Consider the following 24,964-nt stretch of genomic DNA (forward strand, 5'->3'; position numbering starts at 1 on the left):
TTTCTCTTAACTTTGGACGGATTTACAGTTTAGGGTGCGATTAAACTCACCGCCACCCTTGTAGCAACCCCGTCAACGGTTAGAATACGGGGTTCAGATTCTGACAGGACACCTCCCATGAGCGAGCAGCAAACGCCACCCCGCCAGGCCGGAAACAGCAACGGCCAGAACGACGTTACCCACTTCGGCTTCCGCAACGTGCCCAAGAGCCAGAAGGCGAGCCAGGTGGCAGAAGTATTCCACAGCGTGGCGGGCAAGTACGACCTCATGAACGATCTGATGTCCATGGGTATCCACCGTCTCTGGAAACGCTTCACCATTGAGCTTTCCGGCGTGCGACCGGGCCACCAGGTACTGGACATCGCCGGCGGCACCGGCGATCTGACCATGAAATTCTCGGATCTGGTGGGCCCCTCCGGGAAGGTTGTGCTGGCCGACATCAACGCCTCCATGCTGCAGGTCGGGCGTAGCCGGCTGACGGACCGGGGATACGCCGGCAACATCGAGTATGTCCAGGCGGATGCCGAGCACCTGCCGTTCCCGGACAACAACTTCAACGCGGTGTCCATCGCCTTCGGGCTGCGTAACGTCACCGACAAGGATCAGGCGCTTCGGGACATGACCCGGGCTCTCAAGCCGGGCGGCAAGCTGATGGTTCTGGAGTTTTCCAAGCCCACCAATCCGCTATTGAGCAAGGCTTACGATACCTACTCGTTCTCCGCACTGCCGCTGATGGGCCAACTGATCGCCGGTGACAGCGAAAGCTACAAATACCTGGCGGAATCCATCCGCATGCATCCGGATCAGGAAACGCTGAAAGGCATGATGGAAAATGCCGGCCTGGTGAACTGCAAGTACTACAACATGACCGGCGGCATTGTCGCCCTGCATGTGGGAATCAAGCCCTGATGTTTCCCGGCCCCACCGTCCTTTCTGCCGTTACCGCCATTCTGGAAAGTGCCCTGAACCGGGCACTGGAGCTGGATCCGGCCGGACATCAGGCACTGATGGAGGCATTGGCAGGGCCGGTACAGCTCAACATCACCGATCCGATTACCTTCACTTATACCCTGGACCGGGCCGGTAAGCGGGTCCGGGTTGGCAGCCAGCCGGTGGAACAGCCGGCCCTGGAGATAACCGGCAAACCCATCGCCTTTGCCGCCCTGGCAACCGGCGACGACCGCGTCTTCGCCGATGGCCGCCTTCAGGTGACCGGCGACACCGCGCTGGCCCACCAGCTACAGCGCGCCCTGAACCAGCTTGAGCCGGATTGGGAAGCCGCCATGGCCCGCCACATCGGCGATGTCCCCGCCCATTTTCTCGGCCAGCGCATTCGCGGAGCCCTGCGCTGGAGCCGGCAGGCGTTTCATTCCCTCAATGCCAGCATCGAAGAATATGTGCACGAGGAAAGCCGCAGCCTGCCGGGGCGACGGGAACTGGAAGCCACGTTTGCGGATATCGATGAACTCAGCCTGCGCACGGAGCGGCTGGAGGCCCGGCTGACCCTGATTGAAAACCACGGCAAGACTGACGAACCGGAGAACCTGTGACCCGCCTGCAACGCCTGTTCCGAATTGCCTGGGTATTCTGCCGTTACCGGCTGGACACGTTCCTGCCCCTTTCCGAGCTGCCGGCGCCTCTGAAGGTGTTTTTCCTGCTGGCTCCGTGGCACTTGTTCCCCCAACCCAAGCTTGATCGCGGCGACCGCCTGCGGCTGGCACTGGAGGAGCTGGGGCCGGTATTCGTCAAGTTTGGCCAGATACTCTCCACACGACGAGACCTGCTGCCGGATGACATGGCCGAGTCCCTGAAAACCCTCCAGGATCGGGTTCCGCCCTTTCCCAGTGACGTTGCCCGGGGCATCATCGAAACTTCCCTGGGCGCCCCGGTAGCAGACCTGTTTGCCGAATTCAGCCCGGATCCGATGGCCTCGGCCTCGGTCGCCCAGGTACACGCCGCGACGCTGCGCAACGGCCAGAAGGTCGTGGTCAAGGTATTGCGCCCCGGCATCGAAAAGGTCATCCGCCAGGATCTGGCCCTGATGTACCTGATGGCCGGGCTACTGGAAAAATACTGGTCCGAAGGCAAACGCCTGCACCCGGTGGAGGTGGTGGAAGACTACGACTCCACCATCCACGATGAGCTGGACCTGCAGCGGGAAGCCGCCAATGCCAGCCAGTTGCGTCGGAATTTCGAAAATTCCCCGCTTATTTACATCCCTTTCATTGACTGGGACTACACCCGTAAAACCGTGCTGGTGATGGAACGCGTTCACGGCATTCCCATCGCCGATACCGCCGCCCTCAAGGCGGCCGGTGCGGATATGAAAGTCCTGGCAGAGAGAGGGGTCGAGATCTTTTTTACCCAGGTGTTCCGGGACAGCTTTTTCCACGCCGACATGCACCCCGGCAACATCTTTGTGGATGTCTCCAATCCGGCCGACCCCCGCTATATTGCCATCGATTTCGGCATTGTCGGCACCCTGGCGCCGGATGACCAGAGCTACCTGGCCCGCAACCTGCTGGCCTTTTTCCGCCGGGACTACCGCCAGGTGGCGCAACTGCACATTCAGTCCGGCTGGGTACCACCGGACACCCGGGTTAACGAGTTCGAGGCTGCCATTCGTACCGTTTGCGAGCCCATCTTCGAGAAGCCCCTGAAAGACATTTCGTTCGGTCACTTCCTGCTGCGCCTGTTCCAGACCGCCAGGCGGTTCAACATGGAAGTGCAGCCCCAACTGGTACTGCTGCAGAAAACCCTGCTGAACGTCGAAGGCCTGGGCCGCCAGCTCTATCCGGAGCTGGACCTCTGGAGCACGGCCCAACCGTTCCTGGAAGCCTGGATGCGCAGGCGCATTGGCCCGTCCGGACTGATCAAGTCATTGCAATCACACTTGCCGTCCTGGCTCGAGCAGTCGCCGGAAATGCCTCAACTGGTGCACGACGCGCTGCTGCAACTGCGACATGCCGGCCCCACAGAGCAGCAGAATCGGGCTACACTGGAACTGCTCCGGGAACAGCAGGTCCGTACCGAGCGGCGCTGGCGCAGAACCGCTGTGGCCGCATTACTGGTTGCCGGAGCACTGGCCGGCACCCAACCCGAGTCCCGGCAGTGGGTTGAAGCGCTGCCCGCCTGGGGTTGGGCACTGTTCGCCATTGCCGGCGGGCTGGTGCTCCGGGGCGGCCGATAACCGATAAAGATTTCAGGATTCACAAAAATGCAAGATTACTCCGATAACGTCGAGACCCCTGACTGGCTGGACACCGTCCGCTGGACACCGGACGGCCTGGTGCCGGCCATTGCCCAGGACGCTGAAACCGGCGACATCCTGATGATGGCCTGGATGAACCGGGAATCCCTCAGGCTGACCGCCGAGGAGGGCCATGCGATTTATTGGTCCCGTTCCCGGGGCCAACTCTGGCGTAAGGGCGAAACGTCCGGCCATGAACAGGTGATCCGGGACATCCGGCTGGACTGCGACGAGGATGTCATCCTGCTGAAAGTGGAACAAAAAGGTGGTATCGCCTGCCATACCGGAAGGCGAAGCTGCTTTTACCGGTCCCTGAAAGAGGGTCAATGGGTCAGCGTTGACCCGGTGATCAAAGACCCGGACGCCATTTACGGCAGCAACTGAGGAGCACGGACAGTGAGTGATGTACTGGAAAACCTGGCCAGGGTTCTGGAAGCCCGAAAGGAAGCGGACCCGGAAACCTCCTACGTTGCCAGCCTCCATGCCAAGGGTCTGAACAAGATCCTGGAAAAGGTGGGAGAGGAGTGCACGGAAACCCTGTTGGCGGCCAAGGACGCAGAACACACCGGTGAAACCCGGGATGTGGTCTATGAAACCGCAGACCTGTGGTTCCATAGCCTGGTGATGCTGTCCGGCTTCGGACTCGGCCCAAAGGATATTCTGGACGAGCTGGCCAGCCGGTTCGACCTGTCAGGGCTCGAAGAAAAAGCGTCACGGAACAAGTGACCGGGAGTACCCCTAACGGGGATTTCCGCGAACCGGTTCTGGTAACGTACAATGTCACGGAACAGAAACATTAAAACGAGGACCCCGTAATGGGTATCAGCATCTGGCAATTACTTATCGTACTCGGCATTGTCATTCTGTTGTTCGGAACCAAGAAACTGCGCAACATCGGCAGCGACCTGGGTGGCGCCATTCGCGGCTTCAAGAAGTCCATGAGCGACGAGGACTCCAAGACCGAGAATCCGGACTCCCTGGAAGGCAAGACCGAAGAGCAGCCGCAACCGGCGGCTGAAGATAAGCCCCGGGACAAATCCCACAGCTGAGACCTGGCTGAATGTTCGATATCGGCTTTCTTGAGCTACTGGTCAGCGGCGTCATTGCGCTGTTGGTGCTTGGCCCCGAACGGCTGCCCTCAGCTGCCCGCGCTGCCGGGCGCTGGGTGGGTGGTGCCCGGCGCATGGTCAGCCAGTTCACCTCGGAACTGGACCGGCAGCTAAAAGCTGACGAACTCCGTGAAGAACTTCGCAAGGCGGGGGATGTTGGCCTGGACGACGTTCAGAAAACCGTGCGCGGCGCCCTGGATGAAGCCAAAAAATACGAGCACATGATCCTGCCCGGGAACGAAACCAAAACGCCCGGGAGCGCCGCCGCCGAAAACACCACCGATCAACCAGAAACCCCGCAAAGTCCGCCGGATAAACGTTCATGAATGCAAAGCCAGACGGCAATCAGATGCCTCCGGAACACCAGGAAATGCCTCTGATTGAGCACTTGCTGGAACTTCGCAATCGCCTGCTGAAAATGGTTCTGGCGGTGGTTATCTGCTTTGCAGCGATCTACCCGTTCGCCAACGAACTGTATCTGTGGTTGTCCGAACCCATCCGTTCGCTGCTGCCGGTCGGCCAGACCATGATCGCAACCGACGTCACCTCGCCCTTCTTCGCGCCCCTGAAGCTGGCGCTTGTACTGTCGGTGTTTGCCGCCATCCCCATTATTCTCTACCAGCTCTGGAGCTTTGTAGCCCCGGGGCTTTATGCCCATGAGAAGCGGCTGGCCTTTCCGCTGCTGTTTACCTCGGTGCTGTTGTTTTACCTGGGTGCCGCTTTCGCCTATTACGTGGTGTTCCCCCTGGTGTTCGGTTTCTTCACCGCCATCGGCCCGGAAGGCATTGTTGAACTGCCCGACATCAGCAGCTACCTGAATTTTGTCCTGAAAATGTTCTTCGCCTTCGGTGTGGCCTTCGAGATTCCCATCGCCACCGTCCTGCTGATTCTGACCGGGGCCACCACACCGGCGGACTTGGCGGCCAAACGCCCCTATGTCGTGGTCGGCTGCTTCATCATCGGCATGCTGCTGACCCCGCCGGATATCATCTCCCAGACTCTGCTGGCCGTGCCCATGTGGATCCTGTTCGAGATCGGGATCCTGTTCGGCCGGTTGGCAAAACGGGAAATGGCGGAACCGGATACCGACGAGCCTGCCAGCGAATGAACCTGGCGTTACTGTTCGACGAAGACTTCGTCGGCCCTGACCGGGTGATCCTGCGAGGACGCCGCCTCGCCCATTTGCAGTCCGTTATCAAGGTGGCTGCCGGTGACTCGGTGCCCGTTGGCCGGGCTGATGGCAACATGGGGACCGGCGAGGTTCTGAGACTCACGGATACCGAAACAGAACTCCGGGTGACACTGGATCATACGCCGCCCGCTCCCCTTCCTCTCACGCTGATCCTGGCCATGCCCCGGCCAAAGATGTTCCGGCGGATCCTGCAAACCTGCGCCACCCTGGGCGTAAAGGACATCTGGCTGATCAACAGCTATAAAGTGGAAAAAAGTTTCTGGCAAACCCCATGGCTGTCTGAAGCACAGGTGAGGGAAAACCTCACCCTGGGGCTGGAACAGGCAAAAGACACCCGCATGCCCCGGGTGCAGATCCGCAAGCTGTTCAAGCCCTTCGTGGAAGATGAATTGCCGGCTCTGCTGGAAGGCAGGCAGGCTCTGGTGGCTCACCCCGGAACCAGCACGCCCTGTCCGGTTCACCTGAACCAGCCAACTGCCCTGTGCGTTGGCCCGGAGGGTGGCTTTACCACTTATGAAGTCGGCAGACTGGAAGAGGCCGGGTGCCAGGGCATCCATCTTGGCCCCCGGATTCTGCGCGTGGAAACCGCTGTAACGGTTCTGGTCAGCCGACTGTTTGACGCCTGCAGGTGAGGCCGGTCAGGCTGACCGTGCCTGCCACCACCGGGCCAGCGGAGTAATCAGCGCCACCAGAACCGCCCCGGCCAGAACACCGAACAGGCCGTTGGCAGCGGTGGGAATCAGTGCCCCGGCCATGCCGCCAAAACCCTCGGCAAAGCGATGAATGGCATCGTAAACCGGCGAAAAGCCATGGATGAGAATACCGCCGCCGACCAGGAACATGGCCAGAGTGCCGAGCACCGACAGCGTTTTCATCAGATACGGCGCCAGCCACAGTATCCCCTCACCCAGCCGCTGTAAGATCGGGTTGCCTGTCTGGCTGAGGTACAGTCCTCCGTCGTCCAGCTTGACGATACCTGCCACCAGGCCATAAACGGCGACGGTGATCATGATGGCGACCACCGCCAGAACCATGAACTGCATACCAATAGTCTGGGTGGTTACGGTGCCCAAAGTGATGGCAATAATCTCGGCGGAGAGAATGAAATCGGTCCGGATGGCGCCCTTGATTTTGTCCTTCTCGACCGCGCGAAGGTCCGCCTCAGGGCTCTTCAGGGCCTCATGCAGTTCCTTCTTGCGCTTCTGATCCTCCTCCCGGTGCAGGAACTTGTGCACCAGTTTCTCGAAGCCCTCAAAACACAGGAACGCACCCCCAAGCATCAGCAGGGGCGTGACCAGCCAGGGCATGAAGAAGCTGATCGCCAGGGCCGCCGGCACCAGTATCGCCTTGTTGATCATCGAGCCCCAGGCCACGGCCCACACCACCGGCAGTTCCCGGGCCGGTTTTACCCCAGTCACCTGCTGGGCGTTGAGTGCCAGATCGTCACCCAGAACACCCGCCGTTTTTTTCGTTGCGGCTTTGGTCATCAGGGCAACATCGTCCAGCACGGAGGCGATGTCATCGATCAGTACGAGTAAACTGCTTCCTGCCATTAAACATTCCTTTGTTGATGCGTTTCAGGCATTTAGGCCCATGGCCTCGGCGGCAATCCGGTTCTTGACCGGCCCCAACTGATTGAGCCAGCGCATGCCGGTGTTCCGTAACCAGCGCACCGGCAGTTCGTCGCGACCAAACAGCAGCCTGAATACTTCCATCGTGGCCATCATGGTGAGATTTTCACCTTTCCGGCGGCGCTGATAGCGCTCCAGAACCAGCTCGTTGGCCGGGTTCAGACCGGCCTTCCGGGCCCGTGACAGCTCGTCCAGCAGGGCGCGGACATCACCATAACCCAGGTTGGCACCCTGCCCGGCCAGCGGGTGAATGGTGTGGGCGGCGTCCCCCACCAGGGCGAAACCGGGGGCAATGTAGTTCTTGGCGTGGCGCTGGCGAAGCGGAAAGGCAAACCGGCGGGAAACCGCTTCAACCGCCCCCAGCTCCCGCTCAATGGCCCGCTCAAGCTCAGCCGTGAAATCAGCGTCGCCAAGCGCCATCAGCCGACGGGCCTCCTCGGTGTCCTGGGACCAGACAATGGAACAGAAATGCTCATCTCCGGATTCGGTCAGCAGGGGCAGGAACGCCAGTGGCCCGGTCAGTGAAAACCGCTGCCAGGCAGTAAACCGGTGGCTCTGGCTGGTGCGCACCGTGCATACAATAGCCTGCTGATCGTAGTCCCATTCCCGGGTTGGCAGGCCCAGCCACTGACGCAAGCGGGAGTTGGCGCCGTCGCAGCCCACCACCAGATGGGCAGCCAGCGCACGGCCATCCTCCAGTTCAACCGTCAAGTCGTCGGACCCACGCCGGCAGCCGGTCATGATCGCGCCTTCAATCAGCTCAACCGGGCTTTCTTCCAGGGCTTCGAACAGAGCCCGCACAATGCTCCGGTTCTCGATGATAGTTCCCAGGGCCCGAGCCTGGAGTTCCGCCGCCTCGAACTCTATACGCCCGGTTCCATCACCATCCCAGACGGTCATGCTCTGGTATGGGCAATGGCGGCCGGCGGTAATGCCGGACCACACCCCGAGTTGCTCCAGCAGTTGCTGGCTGGCAACCGAAATGGCACTGACCCGGGGCTCAAAATCCGCCACGGTTTCGGCCGGACCAGGCGCCTGAACCAGTGTTTTATGCTCAGCCCCCTCAACCAGGCCCACATGCCAGCCCTGGCGGGACAGGCCCAGGGCCAGGGCCGAACCGATCATGCCACCACCGGCCACCAGGATATCGAAGGTTGTTGAGTCACTCATGGCGCGTCCCGCCCCTGTTTAACCTGCCCGGACGGCTTATCACCGCCCGGCGTCCGCCCAGCCCCATGGCCTTGCGGGCAAACCAGCGTTTTGCTCCAGGCAGAAGATCAAGACCCACCAGCCCCGCATCCCGGGCGGCGGTGATCGGTGGCATCGACTGCCCAAACACCCGCACCAGTGAATCCGAGAACCGGACCGTCTGCTGCCAGTCCTGCCGATGCCGCGCCTGATACCGCCTGAGCACATCCAGGTCGCCAATGGATTTGCCCTGCTCTGTCGCCAGCCGGAACTGCTCTACCAACGTCATCAAGCCCCGCAGGGCGAGATTGAAGCCTTGCCCCGCCACCGGATGAAGCGCGTGGGCCGCATTGCCCACCAGAGCAACCCCGGGGCGGACGGGTTCGTCCACCGTGGTCAGCGTCAGCGGGTAATGATGGCAGCTGCCGATTCGGGTAAACCGCCCCAGGCGCCAGCCGAACCGTTCCTGCAGCCGCCGGCATTTGTCGGTATCCGGCAGCTCCAGAACCTCGGCCAGGGCCTCGTCGTTCAGAGTCCATACCAGCGCAGACTGATGGCCGGCGCAGGATGGGGAACCGTGGGGCAACAGCGCCATGGGGCCCGCATCGGTGAATCGCTCAAAGGCAGTAAAGCCATGATTATCACTGGTGGAGATGTTGGCGATCAGGGCATTCTGGCCATAACTGTGGTGACTGGGCTGGAAGCCGAGTTTCTCCCGCAATCCGGAGCGTCCGCCATCCGCCACCACCAGGCAGCGGGCAGTCAGCTCACGGGTGCCGTTGTCATCAGAGGTCAGTTGCACCCGAACGCCCTCGGGCATTGGCGTCATATCCGTGACTTCCGCCGGCGCCTGCCACTGAACATTGGTTTCCAGCAGCTCCCGCATCAGGCAAAGGCCCATCCAGCGGTTATCGGCGACGTAACCCAGGGCTTCCTGCCCGTGCTCGGAGGCGTGCAACCGGGTCGCCCCGAAATGGCCCCGGTCAGACACATGAATGTGGTGGATCGGCGTCGCATGTTCTGCCAGCCGGTGCCAGAGCCCAAGCTCCTCGAAGATCAGCCGGGAGCCCCAGGCCAGTGCCGTGGAACGGGCGTCGTAACTGGGCTGGTAACTCTCGGGCAGGGCATCAGGCGAGAGCGGGAACGCCTCCACCACGGTCACCCGCAGCGAGGGCACCATCCGGGCCACCGCCAGAGCGAGCGTTGCCCCGGCAAGGCCACCGCCGGCAATGATCAGATCGGTATCGGGCTTGGTCACAGGTTGTCAGTCCGCCATCAGGGCTTCAATGTCGGCGATGGTTTTGGGAGCCGCATCGGTCAGAACCCGGCAACCGCCCTTGGTCACCACCACGTCGTCTTCAATACGGATGCCAATGCCCCGCCACTTCTCATCCACATTGGTATTGTCCGGCGCGATGTAGAGCCCTGGCTCAACCGTCAGCACCATCCCGGGCTCCAGCTGGCGCCAGGCATCGCCCACCTTGTAATCCCCCACATCATGCACATCCATTCCCAGCCAGTGGCCGGTGCGGTGCATGAAGAAGGGCTTATAGGCTTCGTTGGCGATGGCGTCTTCCACCGTGCCGGACAACAGGCCCAGATCGATCAGGCCCCGGGTCAGCACCTCCAGCGCCGCCTCATGGGGCCGGTTCCAGTGGTTTTCCGGAGAAACCGCCTCAATGGCCTGGTACTGCGCCGCCAGGACCACCTCATACAAGGCACGCTGCTCGGTGCTGAATTTGCCGCTGACCGGGAAGGTCCGGGTAATGTCCGAGGCGTAGCACTGGTACTCGCAGCCGGCATCAATCAACACCAGGTCGCCTTCTTTCAGCGGCGCGCTGTTCTCGATGTAGTGGAGGATGCAGCCGTTGGCTCCGCCGCCGACAATCGAAGGGTAAGCCGTTGATCGGGCACCGTGTTCCATGAAGGTGTGGATCAGTTCGGCTTCCAGGTTGTATTCGAAGCCGCCTTTTCGGGCCCGCTTCATGGCCCGGCAATGAGCCTCGGCGCTGATCTCGCCGGCCTTGGCCATGACCTTGATTTCATTGGCGCTTTTGAAAAGCCGCAGGTCGTGAAGCAGATGCTCCAGAGCCACAAACTCACCGGGCGGGTGGGCACCACTGCGGACCTTGCTGCGAATCACCTTCACCCAGTCCATCACCCGGGCGTCGAAATGATCGTCCCTGCCCAGCGGGTAGTAGACCCGGCTGCGACCTTCGATCATGCCCGGCAGGATGTCATCAATGTCGGAGACCGGAAACGCATCGTCCAGGCCATAACGCTCAATGGCCCCCTCCGGGCCCACCAGAAAACCGTCCCAAAGCTCTTTTTCCGGATGCCGCTCCTTGCAGAACAGGACCGACTCGCCATGTTCCCGCCCCGGGATCAGGGCCAGTACCGCCTCTGGCTCACCAAAACCGGACAGGTAATGAAAATCGCTGTCCTGGCGAAACGGGTGCAGCACGTCCCGGTTGCGAACACGCTCCGGCGCCGCCGGAATAATGGCAATGCTGTCCGGCGCCATCCGCTCCATCAGCTTGCGACGGCGCTCGGCAAACTCCTTCAGAGGTATCATGGAGGTCATACACTCTCCTGCAGTCGTTGGCCTGCTCAGTGCAGGGTCGGCGATTCAGACGCCGGCTTTTCCGGGGCATTGAACTCGGTAAACACCGCCAGCGCCCCCAGCCGGATGTATTCGGTAATCTCCAGTAGCTGTTGCTCGCTTTCATCGTCCGCTTCCTCGTCGTCGGAAAGCTGGCTGATTGCTACCATATCCTCAATCAGCTCGCGAATCTCGTCCGGAGCCTGCCCCAAAGCCTCCCCGGCAGCCAGCGCCATTCCTTCCAGAAATCCCCGCACCCAGGCGACCAGGGCCTCAAGGCGCTGCTCAATGGCGTAATCATCGTCAGGCAATAGAGGATGGAAACTCATGTCGGCCGATTTCAAGAGCCCCAGAGCCTGATCGTAGGCCTTATTCATGAACGGGGCGAGGTCGCCGGACTCCTCGGCAGCGCTCTCGGGCAACCCCATGTGCTCGCACACCATCGCCAACCAGTCCAGTTCTTCAATACGGGATCCGGCAGCCAGCCGCCCACACAGGGCTCCATGCAATTCGGAGGGATGGCTGAACGCCTTGTGGGCGGTAAAGACATTGGCCCAGCGCTCAAATTCAGCGGCGCGGGCAGCACCGGAAGTGTCGGATTCTGACATGAAACAGGCGGATCCTGTGTTGTTGAATGAAGTGCCTATCCTAGCATTCAGGGGATGCCAAGGCACTTCCCGTCGGATGGCCCGATGATACCCCACTGGAGAACACGCCTGAACCCGACAGCAGACGCCCGGATTCGCAGAGGCGGCTGATCAGTGATCTGCATCACGCAGGGGCTGCAATGACAAGCCTGTAAATTGACCGACTTACCATCCACACTTATAGTTGGCTTTAATAACCTCAAACCACTGCTGGGCACCTCATGGAACAGTCCGAAGTACAGGCATTAGCGGACAAGCTGGACAGGCTGATAGAGCACTGCCAGAAACTGGAGCGGGACAACGCCACACTGCGGGTGCTGCAGGATGACTGGAACCGGGAACGGGTCCAGCTGATGCAGAAGAACGATCACGCGAAGCACAAGATCGAAGCCATGATCGGCCGCCTTCGGGCACTGGAGCATCACTGATGGCACGGCAATCCACCACCGTTGAGGTGAAGATCCTCGACAAGGAATATCTGGTCGCCTGTCCTGAGGAAGAACAGGACGCACTGATCAGGGCCGCAAGGCACCTGGATAGCAAAATGCGGGAAATCCGCGCAGGCGGCAAAGTATTCGGCACCGAGCGCATTGCTGTCATGGCTGCCCTGAACATGACCCATGAATTGCTTGAACGCGACACCATGTCCGACGCCACCAGCACACTGCTCAGGGCCATGGACAACAAACTCGACGGTGCCCTCGGTGACGGCTCGGGCCATTAAAATCCGCACAGAATGCATGACAGGTGTTGCAATCGGCCCCGACCCTGCCCGTATAATGGGATCAACTTCCTGGGCTGTTCGCTATGGTCGGATACGTCCTCGAGCCGATGCGCATTACCCAGGTGGCTACTTCAGGGCATTGTGAGCACGTCCCCGTCAGGGGAAAGCCTAATATGTCACAGCGGCCACCGACCTTGAACTCTGGGTTCAAGGGCAACATCCGATAACGGCAGCCCGGGAAGCTTTATTTTGAGCCAGTTTATCGCCCCCCAACCGTTTGAATACCATCCGGACACCCTTTCGCGCAGTGACCTTCGCAAACGCCTTCGGCAGCACCGGCGCGCGCTTAGTTTCGAGCAGCAGCAACAAGCCGCCGAGTACCTGGCCCTGAACCTGCTGAAGAATCCCGACCTGCACCGCGCCCGCCACATTGCCATCTATCTGCCCAACGACGGCGAGATTGACCCGCATGTCTACCTGGACATTGCCCTGCGCAAGGGCATCCGCTTCTATCTGCCCGTACTGCACCCGATTCACGAAGGCAGACTGGTGTTCAGTCCCTATTACGACGGCGTGGAGCTGACCGCCAACCGTTTCGGCATTCCCGAACCGGCGTTCAGCAAAGGCCTTCGGCGCCCGGCATGGGCACTGGATGCGGTGCTGTTTCCGTTAGTGGGTTTTGATGAGAACGGCGGAAGGCTGGGAATGGGCGGGGGATTCTACGACAGGACGTTTGCCTTCAGCCGGATACGACCACGACTGGCCCCAAAACTGATCGGTCTGGCCCATGATTTTCAGAAAGTAGAAAAGCTGCCAGTAGAACCCTGGGACGTGCCCCTGCACAGCGTGGTTACCGATAAACGGCGTTACCGATTCACCGGCTGACTAATGACCTGAACAGAGCCTACAAGGCTGTTGGCCCTGCCATTTTTGTCTTCTGAGGTGTGGATGGATGTGAAACCGGTTATCACAAGGCCGATGGCAAAAATCAGCACAATGGCTTTGATGATGTCAGGCTTGCCGCCCATGGCTTCAGTTCCTCAAAATGCAGTTTTGAAAGTGTCGGGAAATCAGTGAGCTATTCTTGACTTCAAGAATCAGAAGAAAGACTAACACCTATCTGCACTTTTACAATTTTTGACAGATTAAAATTAGGTAAGCTTTGTGCACGGCGGCCGGCCAGGGTCTGGTAGGGCTTTCCAAAACACGCTGTAAATACGTCCCTGTACGCTTGGCTCCGCCATCCATGGCTCCGCACAGTTTTGGAAAGCCCTACCAGCCCCTGACCTACTCTACGTTAGCTCGATCGTGCATTTCCTTGCCCAAGAAACAGCTGGTAAGCCTCATTGTCCGTCATGTTTTCATAGCGGAAGCCGACCTTGTCCAGCATTTTCTCGAAATCCTGCACTTCGTCATCTTCCACCTGAGCCCCCAACAGAACACGGCTGTAGGCTGCGCCATGGTTTCGGTAGTGGAACATGGAGATGTTCCAGCGGGTGCCCAGTGACATCAGGAACTTCAGCAAAGCGCCGGGGCGCTCCGGAAACTCGAACTGGAAAACCTTTTCGTTGGTAATGGTCGGCGCGTGGCCGCCCACCATATGGCGAATGTGCTGCTTGGCCAGGTCGCTGTCGGTCAGGTCGACCACGGAATAGCCATTCTCCCGCAGGTCCTGAACCAGGTCTTCACGGCCGTGGCCACCCGCTGCGATCTGGATGCCCACGAAAATCGTGGCATTGGTGGCGTCGGCATACCGATAGTTGAACTCGGTGATGCTGCGTTTGTGCAGGGCATTGATAAAGGTCTTGAACGCCCCCGGCTTTTCCGGAATGGTCACGGCCAGGATGGCCTCGCGCTTCTCACCGACTTCCGTGCGCTCGGAAATGTAGCGCAGGCGATCAAAGTTCATGTTGGCACCGCTCAGGGTGGCAATCAGGTTTTCGTCCTCAATCTGCTCCCGCTCGATGTACTTCTTGATCCCGGCCACGCCCAGCGCACCGGCCGGTTCGGCAATAGAACGGGTATCCTCAAACACATCCTTGATGGCGGCACAGATTTCGTCGGTGGATACGGTGATCACCTCGTCCACGTGGTCCTTGCAGATCTCCCATGGGTACTTGCCGATCTGCTTGACCGCCACGCCGTCGGCGAAAATACCGACTTCGTCCAGCACCACCCGCTTGCCCGCCTTCATGGCCGCCTGCAGACAGTTGGAATCCTCCGGCTCGACGCCAATTACTTTGACCTCGGGACGCAGATATTTGATGTACGCCGCCATGCCGGCAATCAGTCCGCCACCGCCAACACAGATGAAAATGGCATGGATCGGCTTGCTGAACTGCCACATGATTTCCATGGCCACCGTGCCCTGGCCGGCGATCACATCCGGATCGTCATAGGGCGGGATGTAGGTGTAGCCGTGTTTCTGGACCAGTTCCTGGGCATGGGCAGCGGCTTCATCAAAGGCATCGCCCTTCAGTACCACCCTGGCACCGTGGTCCCGCACTGAGCGCACCTTGATCTCAGGCGTGGTCTGGGGCATCACAATCACAGCCTTGATGCCAAGCTTTTTCGCCGCCAGAGCCACACCCTGCGCATGATTGCCAGCCGAGGCACAGATCACGCCCCTGGCCTTCTGCTCTTCGGAAAGCTGGGCAATCCGGTTATAGGCGCCGCGAATCTTGAAGGAGAACACCGGCTGAAGATCTTCACGCTTGAGCAGAATATTATTGCCAAAACGCTTGGACAGACTACGGGCTTCAGTGAGGGGTGTTTCAATGGCCACGTCATAGACGCGCGCATCGAGAATCTTCTTGATGTAGCGTTGCGGCATAGCAATTCCGGCTTTTGGTTGGTTTGCGGTTGATGGTCGGCTGGGAAAAACCCACAGTGTAGAAAGTTTGCACGCCAGCCGTCTATAAGCAGAGCGCTCTTAAGCGCTATAATGCGTGCAAATCCCATCTGATTTGCAGCCGGAGCCTCCCATGACCCAGGACGAACTGAAAAAAGCCGTCGCCAAAGCCGCCCTTGATTACATCGCCCCTCGTCTGGATAGCGACAGCATCATCGGCGTTGGCACCGGGAGCACCGCCAACTTCTTTATCGACCTGTTGGCCGAGCTGAAAACTGAATTTGACGGTGCCGTCGCCAGCTCCGAAGTCACCGCCGAGCGCCTGAAAAGCCATGGCATTCCGGTCTATGACCTCAACAGTGCCGGCGAACTGGAGTTTTATGTTGACGGTGCTGACGAAACCAACGAGCGCCTGGAGCTGATCAAGGGTGGCGGTGCCGCCCTGACCCGGGAGAAGATCGTGGCGGCGGTCGCCAAAACCTTCATCTGCATCGCAGACGACTCCAAGATGGTCGGTATTCTGGGCAAATTCCCGCTGCCGGTGGAAGTCATCCCCATGGCCCGCAGCCATGTTGGCCGGGAGATCGTCAGACTCGGGGGCGATCCGGTTTACCGGGAAGGCGTAGTGACCGATAACGGCAACATCATCATCGATGTTCACAACATGGACATTTCCCGCCCGATCCAGATCGAGGAAAAGCTCAACAACATCGTGGGCGTGGTCACCAACGGCCTGTTTGCCCGCCGCCCGGCTGATTTGTTGCTGCTTGGCACCAAAGACGGGGTGAAGAGCATTCCCCGCAAGGGCGCCTGAGCCTCCCCTACCTGGATTACGCAACAGAGCTGGCCTTTCGGGCCAGCTTTTTTATTGCCCCACGGAAGGCAAACCAAGCGCTTGCTTGGGTTCAGGAATTACGCGACACTGCTTGCCATTGATTCCGATCAGGGGGGACTCGACCATGTCCGATTACTTCAACGAAACTCACGAACAGGTGCGCCAGACTGCCCGCAAGTTCATCGATACCCATGTGCTGCCCCATATCGATGACTGGGAAGAAGCCGGCGAATTCCCGCGAGCGCTCTACAAAAAAGCCGGCGATGCGGGCCTGCTGGGCATCGGCTTCCCGGAAGCCCTGGGCGGCATCGGCGAAGGGGACATCTTTCTGAAGGTGGCCGTGTCCGAAGAACTCATGCGCTCCACCTCTGGCGGACTCGTTGCCGGCCTCGGCTCCCTGGATATCGGCCTGCCCCCGGTCGCCAAGTGGGCAAAGAAAGAGGTCCGCGAGCAGATTGTTCCGCCGGTACTCCGGGGCGAGAAAATCTCTGCCCTCGCCGTTACCGAACCCGGTGGCGGTTCGGATGTGGCCAGCCTCAAAACCAGGGCCGTTCGCAGTGGTGACCACTACATGGTCAACGGCAGCAAAACCTTCATCACCAGCGGCATGCGCGCCGACCATTACACCGTCGCCGTCCGCACCGGGGGCGAGGGCCACGGTGGCATCAGCCTGCTGCTCATTGACCGGGACATGCCCGGGTTCTCCACCGGCAGGAAGCTGCGGAAAATGGGCTGGTGGGCCAGCGACACCGCCGAACTCTTTTTTGAAGACTGCCGTGTCCCCGTCGACCGACTGATCGGCGCCGAAAACGCCGGTTTCATCGCCATCATGAGCAACTTCCTGGCCGAGCGCCTGAGTCTGTCCATCATGGCCTACATGACCGCCCAACTCGCCTATGAGGCAGCCCTGGAATACGCCCAGCAGAGGCTGGCTTTTGGCCGCAGCATCGCCGGCTTCCAGGTAACCCGCCACAAACTTGTGGACATGGCCACCCAGATTGACGTGGCCCGGGAATACACCTACCGCTGCGCTGCCCTGATGCAGGCCGGCAAGAACCCCATCAAGCAGGTAGCCATGGCCAAGAACTTCTCCGTGGACGTCTGCGAAAAGGTCACCCGGGAAGCCGTGCAACTGTTCGGCGGCATGGGCTACATGCGGGAAACCGTCGTCGAGCGCCTTTACCGGGACGCCAAAATTCTTTCTATCGGCGGCGGCACGACCGAAATCATGAAGGAACTGATTGCCAAGCAGCTCCGGCTCTAGGTTTCGTGGTGTGGAGGCGCATTTGAACCTTGTAGCCCGAGACTTTCGAGGAAGGGGTGTGTCAGGGGCCTCTCCCAAAACACGCTCCTTGCGGCACATCCCTGTGACGCTTGGGCTCCGCCATCCATGGCTCCGCACAGTTTTGGGAGAGGCCCCTGACACACCCCTACGGGATTCAGAGCATGCTTATCCCACAATTCGCATGCGTCGATTCCCGGCCTATCACCAAAGTTCGGGCGGCTATCTGCCAGGACCTTCCGAAAACGTGGAGCGCCAAGGATGGCGCGACCGAGCCCTACAGGGACGTATTTACGGGCGTTTTTCGGAAGGTCCTGGCAGATAGCCGCATGCACAAATGCCAGATACCCAGACAGGAGCCGCTTCAAAGTCCGGCCCGACCAAGGTTTAGTTTCGAACTGCAGGAGACTCCCGTATAATTGCGTCCACTTTTTAACCGCAGTTAGCAGTTAAACGTACCTTAACGTACCAGGAAGGATCGCACATGCAATTCGACAACATCCCCTCAGGTAAGAACCCGCCTGAAGACATCTACGTTGCTATCGAAATCCCGGCCAACAGCTCACCGGTCAAGTACGAACTGGACAAAGACATGGGCGCCCTGCTGGTCGACCGCTTCATGGCTACCCCGATGTTCTACCCGGCCAACTACGGTTTCATCCCGCACACCCTGGCCGACGACGGCGACCCCCTGGACGTGTTGGTAGTAACCCCCTACCCGGTTCAGGCAGGCTCCGTGATCCGTTGCCGCCCGGTTGGCGTGCTGAACATGGAAGACGAAGCCGGTGGTGATGCCAAGCTGGTTGCCGTGCCCCACGACAAACTGACCACCACCTACCATAACGTTCGGGAAATCACCGATCTGCCCGAGCTGCTGCGCGATCAGATCAAGCACTTCTTCGAGAACTACAAGACACTTGAGCCGGGCAAGTGGGTCAAGGTTCAGGGCTGGGACAACGCCGAAGCTGCCAAAAAAGCCATCGTGGATTCCGTGAACGCCTACAAGGGCTGATCCGGTAATTCCAGGGCACAAAAAAACCGGGACGCGATGCCCGGTTTTTTTATGCTTGCCCACCCGGGACAGGTCATCAATCACCCCCGGGAAAGCAGATCTCGCATATCACTGATTGCCGCGCTGGCCCGGGAGAGATAGGCGGCCATGGTCAGTGAGTGATTGGCGAGTACGCCAAAACCGCTGCCGTTCAGTACCACCGGGCTCCACATTGGCCCCTGGGCACCCTCCAGCTCAATGATCACCTGTTTCATACTGGACATGGCATTTTTGTCCTGCAGCACCTTCCGGAAGTCCACCTCAATGGCACGGAAGATATGCAACAGGGCCCAGGAACTTCCCCGGGCTTCGTAGAGAACATCATCAATCTGGGTCCAGGGCGTCTTCACATCAATGCCCACTGCCTCTTCCTGCAGTGGGTTATCCATATCCATATTGGCCACTGCATCAGATACCGAGGCCTTGCCGACACTCTCGCCCAGTGTTCTTGAGAGGCTGCCGATTCTGGTTTCAAGGTCCGCCAGCCAGTTTGCCAGATTGTCCGCCCGAGCGTAGAACTGGGCATTGGCCTGCTCCGGACTCGACAGCCGGTTGAGGTAACGCTTCAGGGCTGCGATACCGCGACGGTATTCCGCTTCGGTAGACGGGATGGCCCAGCTTCCGCTGTCAAAATGAAACTGCGGCTCGGCAATGATCAGGTCCGGATCCTCTGCGGACTGGCTCTGGGATCGGGCGATATCGCGGCGCATGGCCCGGGACAGGTCCCGGAGCTGCACCAGCACGCCGAACTCCCAACTGGGCATGTTATCCAGCCAAACGCCAGGCGGGAATATATCGTTGGAGATATAGCCGCCGGGCTTTTCAAGCAGGGTTTCTGCGATCCGGATCATGGTCACCGTGGTCGCGAAACCCGTCACCGGTTCACGCTCCATGGAATTGGCTACAGAGCGGGTATATTCACGAACTGAAAACGCGTCGGGCTCGCTGCTCCAGTACATGCCGAGGACGACCGAACCCAGGAGGTACACCACCAGCAAAGCCAGAATGAGTTTGCCAATAACACCGCTGCCCCCGGCATAATCCTGAACATCGTCTTTCCTGCCCCTGAAGTACTGTCTGATTTTGCCTGGCATATGACTTTTAATCCCCTGTCTGTTGATTGTCAGCGGCAAACGGCCGGCCAGGATGGTAACCCATGGCTCCGTCGATACCCAGCGTACAGAGTACCGAGTATTCCGCCGCAGTTTCCACTCCTGTGGGAGCATGGCCCGGCCGGCGATCTGCCCATCCCGGTGATTCGGATAATGAATCGACAGATACCGCCCGCTGGCCAGGTGATTGTGACCTGCACCGCAGAGTTGACAAACATTTACAGTGCGCAACCTACGCCGACAACATTAAACACTATAGACTCTGCAAAAGGACTAAGGTTGAAAAATTGTCCGCACCGGGGAAGGACGACCAATAACGAAAAAGAGACAGGCCGGAGCAGCATGAACGACGAAAGCCAGAAAGAAAAACTCAGGCAGCATTTCGCACGCCGTGTAACAACCCAGGCCCGGGTTGTTCTGGATACCTGGCAAAAGATTCACGAAGACGGTGAGAAGGCCGCGGCTCATCGCGGGGAGTTCGCCGCCGCCACGGACAAACTGGTCCGTTACGCACAACGTTTCGAAATGGTCAGCCACGCCGAAGCGGGCCAGACCATCCTTGAGCTGATCAACCACTGGGAGGCCGGTTCAGCGCTGGACGAGACTCTGGAACGGAAACTCCAGGATGCCATCGAAGCCCTCTCCCAAAGCACGCTGCGCCGGACGGACCGCAACAATCCCGAAGTGCCTCACCAGTTCCGTCGCACTCCGGTTTACATTGCCCTGACCCACCAGGAGATGGCAGCCCGCCTCATCCGTCAGCTGGAGTTTTTCGGCTTCCGGGCCTCAGCCTTTGCCAGTCCCGAAGATCTGACCGAAGCCTGCGCACTGCACAAGCCGGAAACCATTCTGGTGGATGTTAACTTTGGCGGCACGCCCAATGCGGGCATCGCCACCATTGAACATCTGCAGGAACGTCACGACACGCCCATCCCGATCATCTTCGTGAGCGACGAGGACGGTTCCATCGAGACCCGGCTGCAGGCTTCCCGCTGTGGCGGCGAGGAATTCTTCTATCCGGCGGTTGATCCCGGCCAACTGATCGAGAAGATCGAAACCTACACCCATGGCAATACAGTGGAGCCCTATAAGGTACTGGTACTGGACGACTCCCGGGCCCAGGCCAAATACATGGAGACGGTGCTGAAAAAAGCGGGCATGACCGCCCACATCATCACCGACCCGATGCAGATTATTCATGGCCTGGAGGAATTTTCTCCGGAGATCATCATCCTGGATATGTACATGCCAGGCTGCACCGGCATGGAAATCGCCCGGGTAATCCGCCAGCAGGACCGCTTTCACAGCGTACCCATCATTTACCTGTCGGCGGAAGAAGATGTCAGCAAGCAGCTCCACGCAATGAGCCTGGGCGGTGACGACTTCCTCACCAAACCGATCGATCCCAAACACCTGATTGCGACCATTCATAACCGCGGGCGGCGCGCGCGTTCACTGCTGGCGCTGATGATCCGCGACAGCCTGACCGGGCTGTTCAACCACACTCACACCCTGCACCTGCTGGACCAGGAAATTGTCAGGGCGCGGCAGAAAGGCCAGCCTCTGTGCTTTGCGATGATCGACATCGACTATTTCAAGAAGGTGAACGACACCTTTGGCCACCCGATTGGAGACCGCGTGCTGCGGAGCCTGTCGATGTTCCTCAAGCAGCGCCTGCGCAAAACCGATCACATTGGCCGCTATGGCGGTGAGGAATTTGCCATCATCCTGCCCAACACCCGCCCAAGCGATGCGCGGAACGTGCTCAACGAAATTCGCGAACGCTTCTCGGAACTGCAGCGGCCAGCGGGGGACAGGGAGTTCAATGTTACCTTCAGTTGTGGCATCGCGGACTGGAATGAAGATACCTCCCAGGCCCTGTGCGAGCGCGCGGACCGGGCGCTCTACACCTCCAAGGAACATGGCCGCAACTGCGTTACCCTGGCGGATTGACCATCCAGCCCCGCCCCTGCCCCGCCGGGCAAGCTTCAGCCCTTGCCCGGCGCCTGCCATTTATGAAACCAACGTCGTATAGAAGTTCTTACCAACGTTCACGACAATGACTGTCATCAACGGAAAGATCCCGTTTCGCTTCATTTGCCGTCTTTTTACGACCAATGGACAACAGGGAAGATTGTCAAAAAGTGTTGATCTGAGGGAAACAAGCACGCACCATTGAGGGAACTTGCCGTTAATTTCGGCGATCCTGTTAAAAGACATCAAGGCAGACAGAACCATGTCGACAATTCTCGTGCTCCATGGCCCCAACCTCAACATGCTCGGCAGCCGAGAGCCAGAGGTCTATGGTTACGAGACACTGGCCGATATTGACGACCGGCTGCGGTCGCGGGCGGCAGAGCAAGGCCACCACCTGCTGCACCTGCAGTCAAACGCCGAATACGAACTGATTGAGCGGGTTCACGAAGCCCGGGCGGAAGGCGTGGATTTCATTATTATCAATCCTGCGGCTTTTACCCACACCAGCGTTGCCCTCAGGGATGCCATGCTGGCTTCGGGGATCCCCTTTATCGAAGTGCATCTTTCCAACGTGCATGCGCGGGAACCCTTCCGGCATCACTCCTATTTCTCGGATATCGCCAAAGGCGTTATCTGTGGGCTGGGCAGCCAGGGGTACGACCTCGCACTTCAGGCCGCCCTGAAACGCATTCACCGATAGACCTGACAAAACGGGACTGGACTGACTATGGATATTCGCAAAATCAAGAAACTGATCGAGCTGCTTGAGGAATCTGATGTCGAGGAGCTGGAGATTCATGAGGCCGACGATTCGGTGCGCATTTCTCGCCGCCGCGAGCCGGCCGCCGGCACCCACTACATGAGCCATTATCCGGCCCCCGCGCCGCAGGCGGCCCCCGCTCCAGCGGCCTCTGCACCGGCCGCGGAAGAACCATCAGCGCCGGCAGCTCCGGCCGGCCACACCCTGAAATCCCCGATGGTGGGCACGTTCTATCGCTCCCCGTCTCCCACTGCCAAGGCATTTGTGGAAGTCGGCCAGACCGTCAACGTGGGTGATGTGGTCTGCATCGTGGAAGCCATGAAGATGATGAACCAGATCGAGGCTGACAAGAGCGGAACCATCACGGAGATCCTGGTCGAGAATGGCCAGCCGGTCGAGTTTGACCAGCCCCTGGTCGCCATTTCCTGAACGGGGTAATAGTTACTCATGGCCATGTTAGAGAAAGTACTGATCGCAAACCGGGGTGAAATTGCCCTCCGGATTCTGCGCGCCTGCAAGGAGCTGGGCATCAAGACCGTGGCAGTGCACTCCCAGGTCGACCGTGATCTGATGCACGTACGCCTGGCAGACGAGTCTGTCTGTATTGGCCCCAACAGTCCGACCGACAGCTACCTGAACATCCCGACAATTATCAGTGCGGCAGAAGTCACCGACTCCGTGGGCATTCACCCCGGCTATGGTTTTCTTGCCGAGAACGCCGATTTCGCCGAACAGGTCGAGAAAAGCGGATTCCGTTTTATCGGGCCCAAGGCCGAGACCATTCGCCTCATGGGTAACAAGGTGTCTGCCATCAACGCCATGATCAAGGCGGGCGTTCCAACCGTGCCGGGATCAGACGGCCCGCTCGACGAAGACGAAGAACGGACACTCCGTATTGCCCGGGAAATCGGATACCCAGTGATGATCAAGGCCGCGTCCGGCGGCGGTGGTCGCGGTATGCAGGTGGTCCACTCGGAAGCGGCCCTGCTCAAGGGTGTCCAGATTACCCAGAGCGAGGCCAAGAATGCCTTTGGCGATCCGACGGTGTACCTGGAGAAATTCCTGGAAACACCCCGGCACGTGGAGGTTCAGGTGCTGGCCGACATGCACGGCAACTGCATTCATCTGGGCGACCGTGACTGCTCCATGCAGCGCCGGAACCAGAAAGTCATTGAAGAAGCTCCGGCTCCGGACGTCAATCCGGAATCCCGGGAGCGCACCCTCAAGGCCTGCACCGATGCCTGCAAGGAAATTGGCTACGTTGGCGCCGGTACCTTTGAGTTCCTGTACCAGGACGGGGAGTTTTATTTCATCGAAATGAACACCCGGGTTCAGGTTGAGCACCCGGTCTCCGAAATGGTGACGGGCGTGGACATTGTCCGCGAACAGCTGCGTATTGCCAGCGGTCTGCCGCTGCAATACACTCAGGATGATATCCGCATTTCCGGGCACGCCATCGAGTGTCGGATCAACGCGGAAGACCCGAAAACCTTCGTACCGAGCCCGGGCAAGGTCACACACTTCCACGCGCCTGGCGGTAACGGTGTGCGGGTTGATTCGCACCTTTACAGTGGCTACACGGTACCGCCGTTCTACGATTCACTGATCGCCAAACTGATCACCTGGGGTGACGATCGCGAGATCGCACGGCGGCGCATGAAGAACGCGCTGGACGAACTGCTGGTCGAGGGCATCAAGACCAACCAGTCCCTGCATCGAAAACTGGTACGCGATGGTGGTTTTAAGCAGGTAGACTTCACCATCCACTACCTCGAGAAACTGATGCGGGATTAATCATGCCCTGGATACAACTCCAGATCCCGGCTGATCCGGATAACGCGGATCAGCTGGAGGATCTGCTCATGGAGATGGGCTGTGACGCCGTCTCCATGGAAGATGCCGCCGACCAGCCCCTGTACGAGCCGGACCCCGGCACTACCCCGCTCTGGAGCCAGACCACCGTCGCCGGATTATTCGAATCCGACCGGGATATCGAGCAGCTTTGCGCCGATATCCGCGATGCCTGGCACCAGCAAACCCAGCAGGCGCTCCCGGAAATCGAAGTGACACTGGTTGAAGACAAGGACTGGGAACGGGCCTGGATGGGCGATTTCCAGCCCCTGAAATTCGGTGAACGGCTCTGGATTGTTCCCAGCTGGCACGAGGCTCCGGACCCGGACGCCGCCAATCTGATGCTGGACCCCGGCCTCGCCTTTGGGACCGGCACCCACCCGACGACTGCCCTCTGCCTGGAGTGGCTGGACGGACAGGATGTGCAGGGCAAGCAGGTCATCGATTATGGCTGCGGTTCGGGCATTCTTGGCCTGGCTGCCCTGTTACTGGGCGCAGACCATGTGATTGGTGTCGATACCGACCCCCAGGCCCTGGAGGCCAGCCGGGGAAACGCTCGCCGGAATGGCGTCGACGACAGCAAGCTGGACCTCTATCTGCCGGAGGACGAGCCCGACACCCAGGCGGACGTCATGCTGGCAAACATCCTGGCCCAGCCACTGATCGGCCTTGCGCCCCATCTCGCGGCACGGACCAGACAGGGCGGAGATCTGGTACTGTCCGGCATCCTGTCTCATCAGGCCCGGGAAGTGATGGCGGCCTACCAGCCCTGGTTCGTTATGGACGAACCCGAACAGAGGGAAGAATGGATACGCCTCACAGGGCGGCGTAACGACAGGTGACGAATACGGTCTTAACGACTAAACTCCGACACTCGTAGCCCAGTCGCTTTCAGGAAGAAG

The 24,964-nt window shown here is 59.5% G+C and carries 27 protein-coding genes, 1 other RNA gene and 1 pseudogene; 21 read left to right on the forward strand and 8 right to left on the reverse strand.

The annotated features are described in order from the left end of the window. The first annotated feature begins 117 nt into the window (after positions 1-117). The 9 genes and pseudogenes from ubiE to AC13C0_RS04905 all read left to right on the forward strand — a co-directional run bounded on the left by ubiE (position 118) and on the right by AC13C0_RS04905 (position 6,183). Positions 118-909 carry a bifunctional demethylmenaquinone methyltransferase/2-methoxy-6-polyprenyl-1,4-benzoquinol methylase UbiE gene (gene ubiE / locus AC13C0_RS04865; protein WP_482954026.1) on the forward strand — a complete coding sequence of 264 codons (792 nt, stop codon included), beginning with the start codon at positions 118-120 and terminating at the stop codon, positions 907-909. Continuing rightward, entirely contained in the window at positions 909-1,550 is a 642-nt protein-coding gene (locus AC13C0_RS04870; RefSeq protein WP_117618522.1) for a ubiquinone biosynthesis accessory factor UbiJ, read from the forward strand. The genes ubiE and AC13C0_RS04870 overlap by 1 nt, the downstream gene beginning before the upstream one ends. Then, positions 1,547-3,190, forward strand: a complete 1,644-nt coding sequence (gene ubiB, locus AC13C0_RS04875) for a ubiquinone biosynthesis regulatory protein kinase UbiB (RefSeq protein WP_117618523.1) — start codon at positions 1,547-1,549, stop codon at positions 3,188-3,190. Before AC13C0_RS04870 ends, ubiB begins: the two co-directional genes overlap by 4 nt. A 27-nt stretch (positions 3,191-3,217) precedes the next feature. After that, the gene (hisI, locus tag AC13C0_RS04880; protein ID WP_117618524.1) at positions 3,218-3,634 is read left to right on the forward strand and encodes a phosphoribosyl-AMP cyclohydrolase; all 417 of its coding nucleotides are present in this window, start codon (positions 3,218-3,220) and stop codon (positions 3,632-3,634) included. A gap of 12 nt (positions 3,635-3,646) precedes the next feature. Continuing rightward, entirely contained in the window at positions 3,647-3,976 is a 330-nt protein-coding gene (locus AC13C0_RS04885) for a phosphoribosyl-ATP diphosphatase (RefSeq protein ID WP_117618525.1), read from the forward strand. An 89-nt stretch (positions 3,977-4,065) separates the two neighbouring features. Then, complete coding sequence (gene tatA, locus AC13C0_RS04890; protein ID WP_117618526.1) at positions 4,066-4,299, forward strand: twin-arginine translocase TatA/TatE family subunit; 234 nt, start codon at positions 4,066-4,068, stop codon at positions 4,297-4,299. An 11-nt stretch (positions 4,300-4,310) separates the two neighbouring features. Next, a pseudogene (gene tatB / locus AC13C0_RS04895) lies at positions 4,311-4,593 on the forward strand (Sec-independent protein translocase protein TatB); the annotation flags it as partial. An 88-nt stretch (positions 4,594-4,681) separates the two neighbouring features. Next, positions 4,682-5,467: a twin-arginine translocase subunit TatC gene (gene tatC, locus AC13C0_RS04900; RefSeq protein ID WP_117618528.1), complete on the forward strand. Its 786-nt coding sequence runs from the start codon at positions 4,682-4,684 to the stop codon at positions 5,465-5,467. Further along, complete coding sequence (locus AC13C0_RS04905; protein WP_117618529.1) at positions 5,464-6,183, forward strand: 16S rRNA (uracil(1498)-N(3))-methyltransferase; 720 nt, start codon at positions 5,464-5,466, stop codon at positions 6,181-6,183. The genes tatC and AC13C0_RS04905 overlap by 4 nt, the downstream gene beginning before the upstream one ends. Before the next feature lie 6 nt (positions 6,184-6,189). On the opposite strand, the gene AC13C0_RS04910 is transcribed toward AC13C0_RS04905, so the two are convergent. The 5 genes from AC13C0_RS04910 to AC13C0_RS04930 are packed head-to-tail and all read right to left on the reverse strand — an operon-like array spanning position 6,190 to position 11,580. After that, positions 6,190-7,104, reverse strand: a complete 915-nt coding sequence (locus tag AC13C0_RS04910) for a DUF808 domain-containing protein (RefSeq protein WP_341580737.1) — start codon at positions 7,102-7,104, stop codon at positions 6,190-6,192. A 24-nt stretch (positions 7,105-7,128) separates the two neighbouring features. Further along, positions 7,129-8,352 carry an FAD-dependent monooxygenase gene (locus AC13C0_RS04915; protein WP_341580738.1) on the reverse strand — a complete coding sequence of 408 codons (1,224 nt, stop codon included), beginning with the start codon at positions 8,350-8,352 and terminating at the stop codon, positions 7,129-7,131. Continuing rightward, positions 8,345-9,628 carry a 2-octaprenyl-6-methoxyphenyl hydroxylase gene (gene ubiH / locus AC13C0_RS04920; protein ID WP_117618532.1) on the reverse strand — a complete coding sequence of 428 codons (1,284 nt, stop codon included), beginning with the start codon at positions 9,626-9,628 and terminating at the stop codon, positions 8,345-8,347. The genes AC13C0_RS04915 and ubiH overlap by 8 nt, the downstream gene beginning before the upstream one ends. Positions 9,629-9,634: 6 nt before the next feature. Beyond that, positions 9,635-10,954 carry a Xaa-Pro aminopeptidase gene (gene pepP / locus AC13C0_RS04925; protein ID WP_341580739.1) on the reverse strand — a complete coding sequence of 440 codons (1,320 nt, stop codon included), beginning with the start codon at positions 10,952-10,954 and terminating at the stop codon, positions 9,635-9,637. Positions 10,955-10,980: 26 nt separating this feature from the next. Beyond that, entirely contained in the window at positions 10,981-11,580 is a 600-nt protein-coding gene (locus AC13C0_RS04930) for a UPF0149 family protein (RefSeq protein ID WP_341580740.1), read from the reverse strand. A gap of 260 nt (positions 11,581-11,840) precedes the next feature. Between AC13C0_RS04930 and AC13C0_RS04935 the strand changes: the two genes are divergently transcribed. The 4 genes from AC13C0_RS04935 (at position 11,841) to AC13C0_RS04950 (ending at position 13,228) form a co-directional block, all read left to right on the forward strand. Then, positions 11,841-12,047 (forward strand): TIGR02449 family protein, encoded by a 207-nt coding sequence (locus tag AC13C0_RS04935; RefSeq protein ID WP_117618535.1) that lies wholly within the window; start codon positions 11,841-11,843, stop codon positions 12,045-12,047. Then, entirely contained in the window at positions 12,047-12,343 is a 297-nt protein-coding gene (locus AC13C0_RS04940; protein ID WP_117618536.1) for a cell division protein ZapA, read from the forward strand. The genes AC13C0_RS04935 and AC13C0_RS04940 overlap by 1 nt, the downstream gene beginning before the upstream one ends. A 63-nt stretch (positions 12,344-12,406) precedes the next feature. Next, positions 12,407-12,588: non-coding RNA, 6S RNA (gene ssrS, locus AC13C0_RS04945), on the forward strand. 4 nt (positions 12,589-12,592) lie between these two features. Next, positions 12,593-13,228, forward strand: a complete 636-nt coding sequence (locus AC13C0_RS04950) for a 5-formyltetrahydrofolate cyclo-ligase (protein ID WP_117618537.1) — start codon at positions 12,593-12,595, stop codon at positions 13,226-13,228. Here the strand turns inward: AC13C0_RS04950 and AC13C0_RS04955 are convergent. Then, positions 13,210-13,371, reverse strand: coding sequence for a hypothetical protein (locus AC13C0_RS04955; RefSeq protein WP_162893715.1), 162 nt, complete (start codon positions 13,369-13,371; stop codon positions 13,210-13,212). The two genes, AC13C0_RS04950 and AC13C0_RS04955, sit on opposite strands and share 19 nt — an antisense overlap. A 269-nt stretch (positions 13,372-13,640) precedes the next feature. Further along, positions 13,641-15,176, reverse strand: a complete 1,536-nt coding sequence (gene ilvA, locus AC13C0_RS04960; protein WP_117618538.1) for a threonine ammonia-lyase, biosynthetic — start codon at positions 15,174-15,176, stop codon at positions 13,641-13,643. Between the two features lie 151 nt (positions 15,177-15,327). Here ilvA and rpiA point away from each other — a divergent pair, with 151 nt between their 5' ends. The 3 genes from rpiA to ppa all read left to right on the forward strand — a co-directional run bounded on the left by rpiA (position 15,328) and on the right by ppa (position 18,323). Further along, complete coding sequence (gene rpiA / locus AC13C0_RS04965; RefSeq protein ID WP_117618539.1) at positions 15,328-16,008, forward strand: ribose-5-phosphate isomerase RpiA; 681 nt, start codon at positions 15,328-15,330, stop codon at positions 16,006-16,008. Positions 16,009-16,153: 145 nt separating this feature from the next. Next, positions 16,154-17,293: an acyl-CoA dehydrogenase family protein gene (locus AC13C0_RS04970; protein ID WP_117618540.1), complete on the forward strand. Its 1,140-nt coding sequence runs from the start codon at positions 16,154-16,156 to the stop codon at positions 17,291-17,293. 502 nt (positions 17,294-17,795) lie between these two features. Then, a complete protein-coding gene (gene ppa, locus AC13C0_RS04975; RefSeq protein ID WP_117618542.1) occupies positions 17,796-18,323 on the forward strand; it encodes an inorganic diphosphatase in 528 nt (175 codons plus the stop codon). An 80-nt stretch (positions 18,324-18,403) separates the two neighbouring features. Here the strand turns inward: ppa and AC13C0_RS04980 are convergent, their stop codons facing one another. Beyond that, positions 18,404-19,456 (reverse strand): DUF2333 family protein, encoded by a 1,053-nt coding sequence (locus AC13C0_RS04980; protein WP_482954027.1) that lies wholly within the window; start codon positions 19,454-19,456, stop codon positions 18,404-18,406. A 360-nt stretch (positions 19,457-19,816) separates the two neighbouring features. Here AC13C0_RS04980 and AC13C0_RS04985 point away from each other — a divergent pair, with 360 nt between their 5' ends. The 5 genes from AC13C0_RS04985 to prmA all read left to right on the forward strand — a co-directional run bounded on the left by AC13C0_RS04985 (position 19,817) and on the right by prmA (position 24,904). Beyond that, on the forward strand, positions 19,817-21,427 hold the full coding sequence (locus AC13C0_RS04985) for a diguanylate cyclase (RefSeq protein ID WP_117618545.1): 1,611 nt from the start codon (positions 19,817-19,819) through the stop codon (positions 21,425-21,427). Positions 21,428-21,710: 283 nt separating this feature from the next. Then, positions 21,711-22,151: a type II 3-dehydroquinate dehydratase gene (gene aroQ / locus AC13C0_RS04990; protein ID WP_117618546.1), complete on the forward strand. Its 441-nt coding sequence runs from the start codon at positions 21,711-21,713 to the stop codon at positions 22,149-22,151. 27 nt (positions 22,152-22,178) lie between these two features. Next, positions 22,179-22,640, forward strand: coding sequence for an acetyl-CoA carboxylase biotin carboxyl carrier protein (accB, locus tag AC13C0_RS04995; RefSeq protein WP_482954028.1), 462 nt, complete (start codon positions 22,179-22,181; stop codon positions 22,638-22,640). An 18-nt stretch (positions 22,641-22,658) separates the two neighbouring features. Further along, entirely contained in the window at positions 22,659-24,005 is a 1,347-nt protein-coding gene (gene accC, locus AC13C0_RS05000) for an acetyl-CoA carboxylase biotin carboxylase subunit (RefSeq protein ID WP_117618548.1), read from the forward strand. A 2-nt stretch (positions 24,006-24,007) separates the two neighbouring features. Further along, positions 24,008-24,904 carry a 50S ribosomal protein L11 methyltransferase gene (gene prmA, locus AC13C0_RS05005; RefSeq protein WP_482954029.1) on the forward strand — a complete coding sequence of 299 codons (897 nt, stop codon included), beginning with the start codon at positions 24,008-24,010 and terminating at the stop codon, positions 24,902-24,904. Positions 24,905-24,964: the final 60 nt, after the last annotated feature.

This window comes from Marinobacter sp. B-21 (assembly GCF_056857895.1).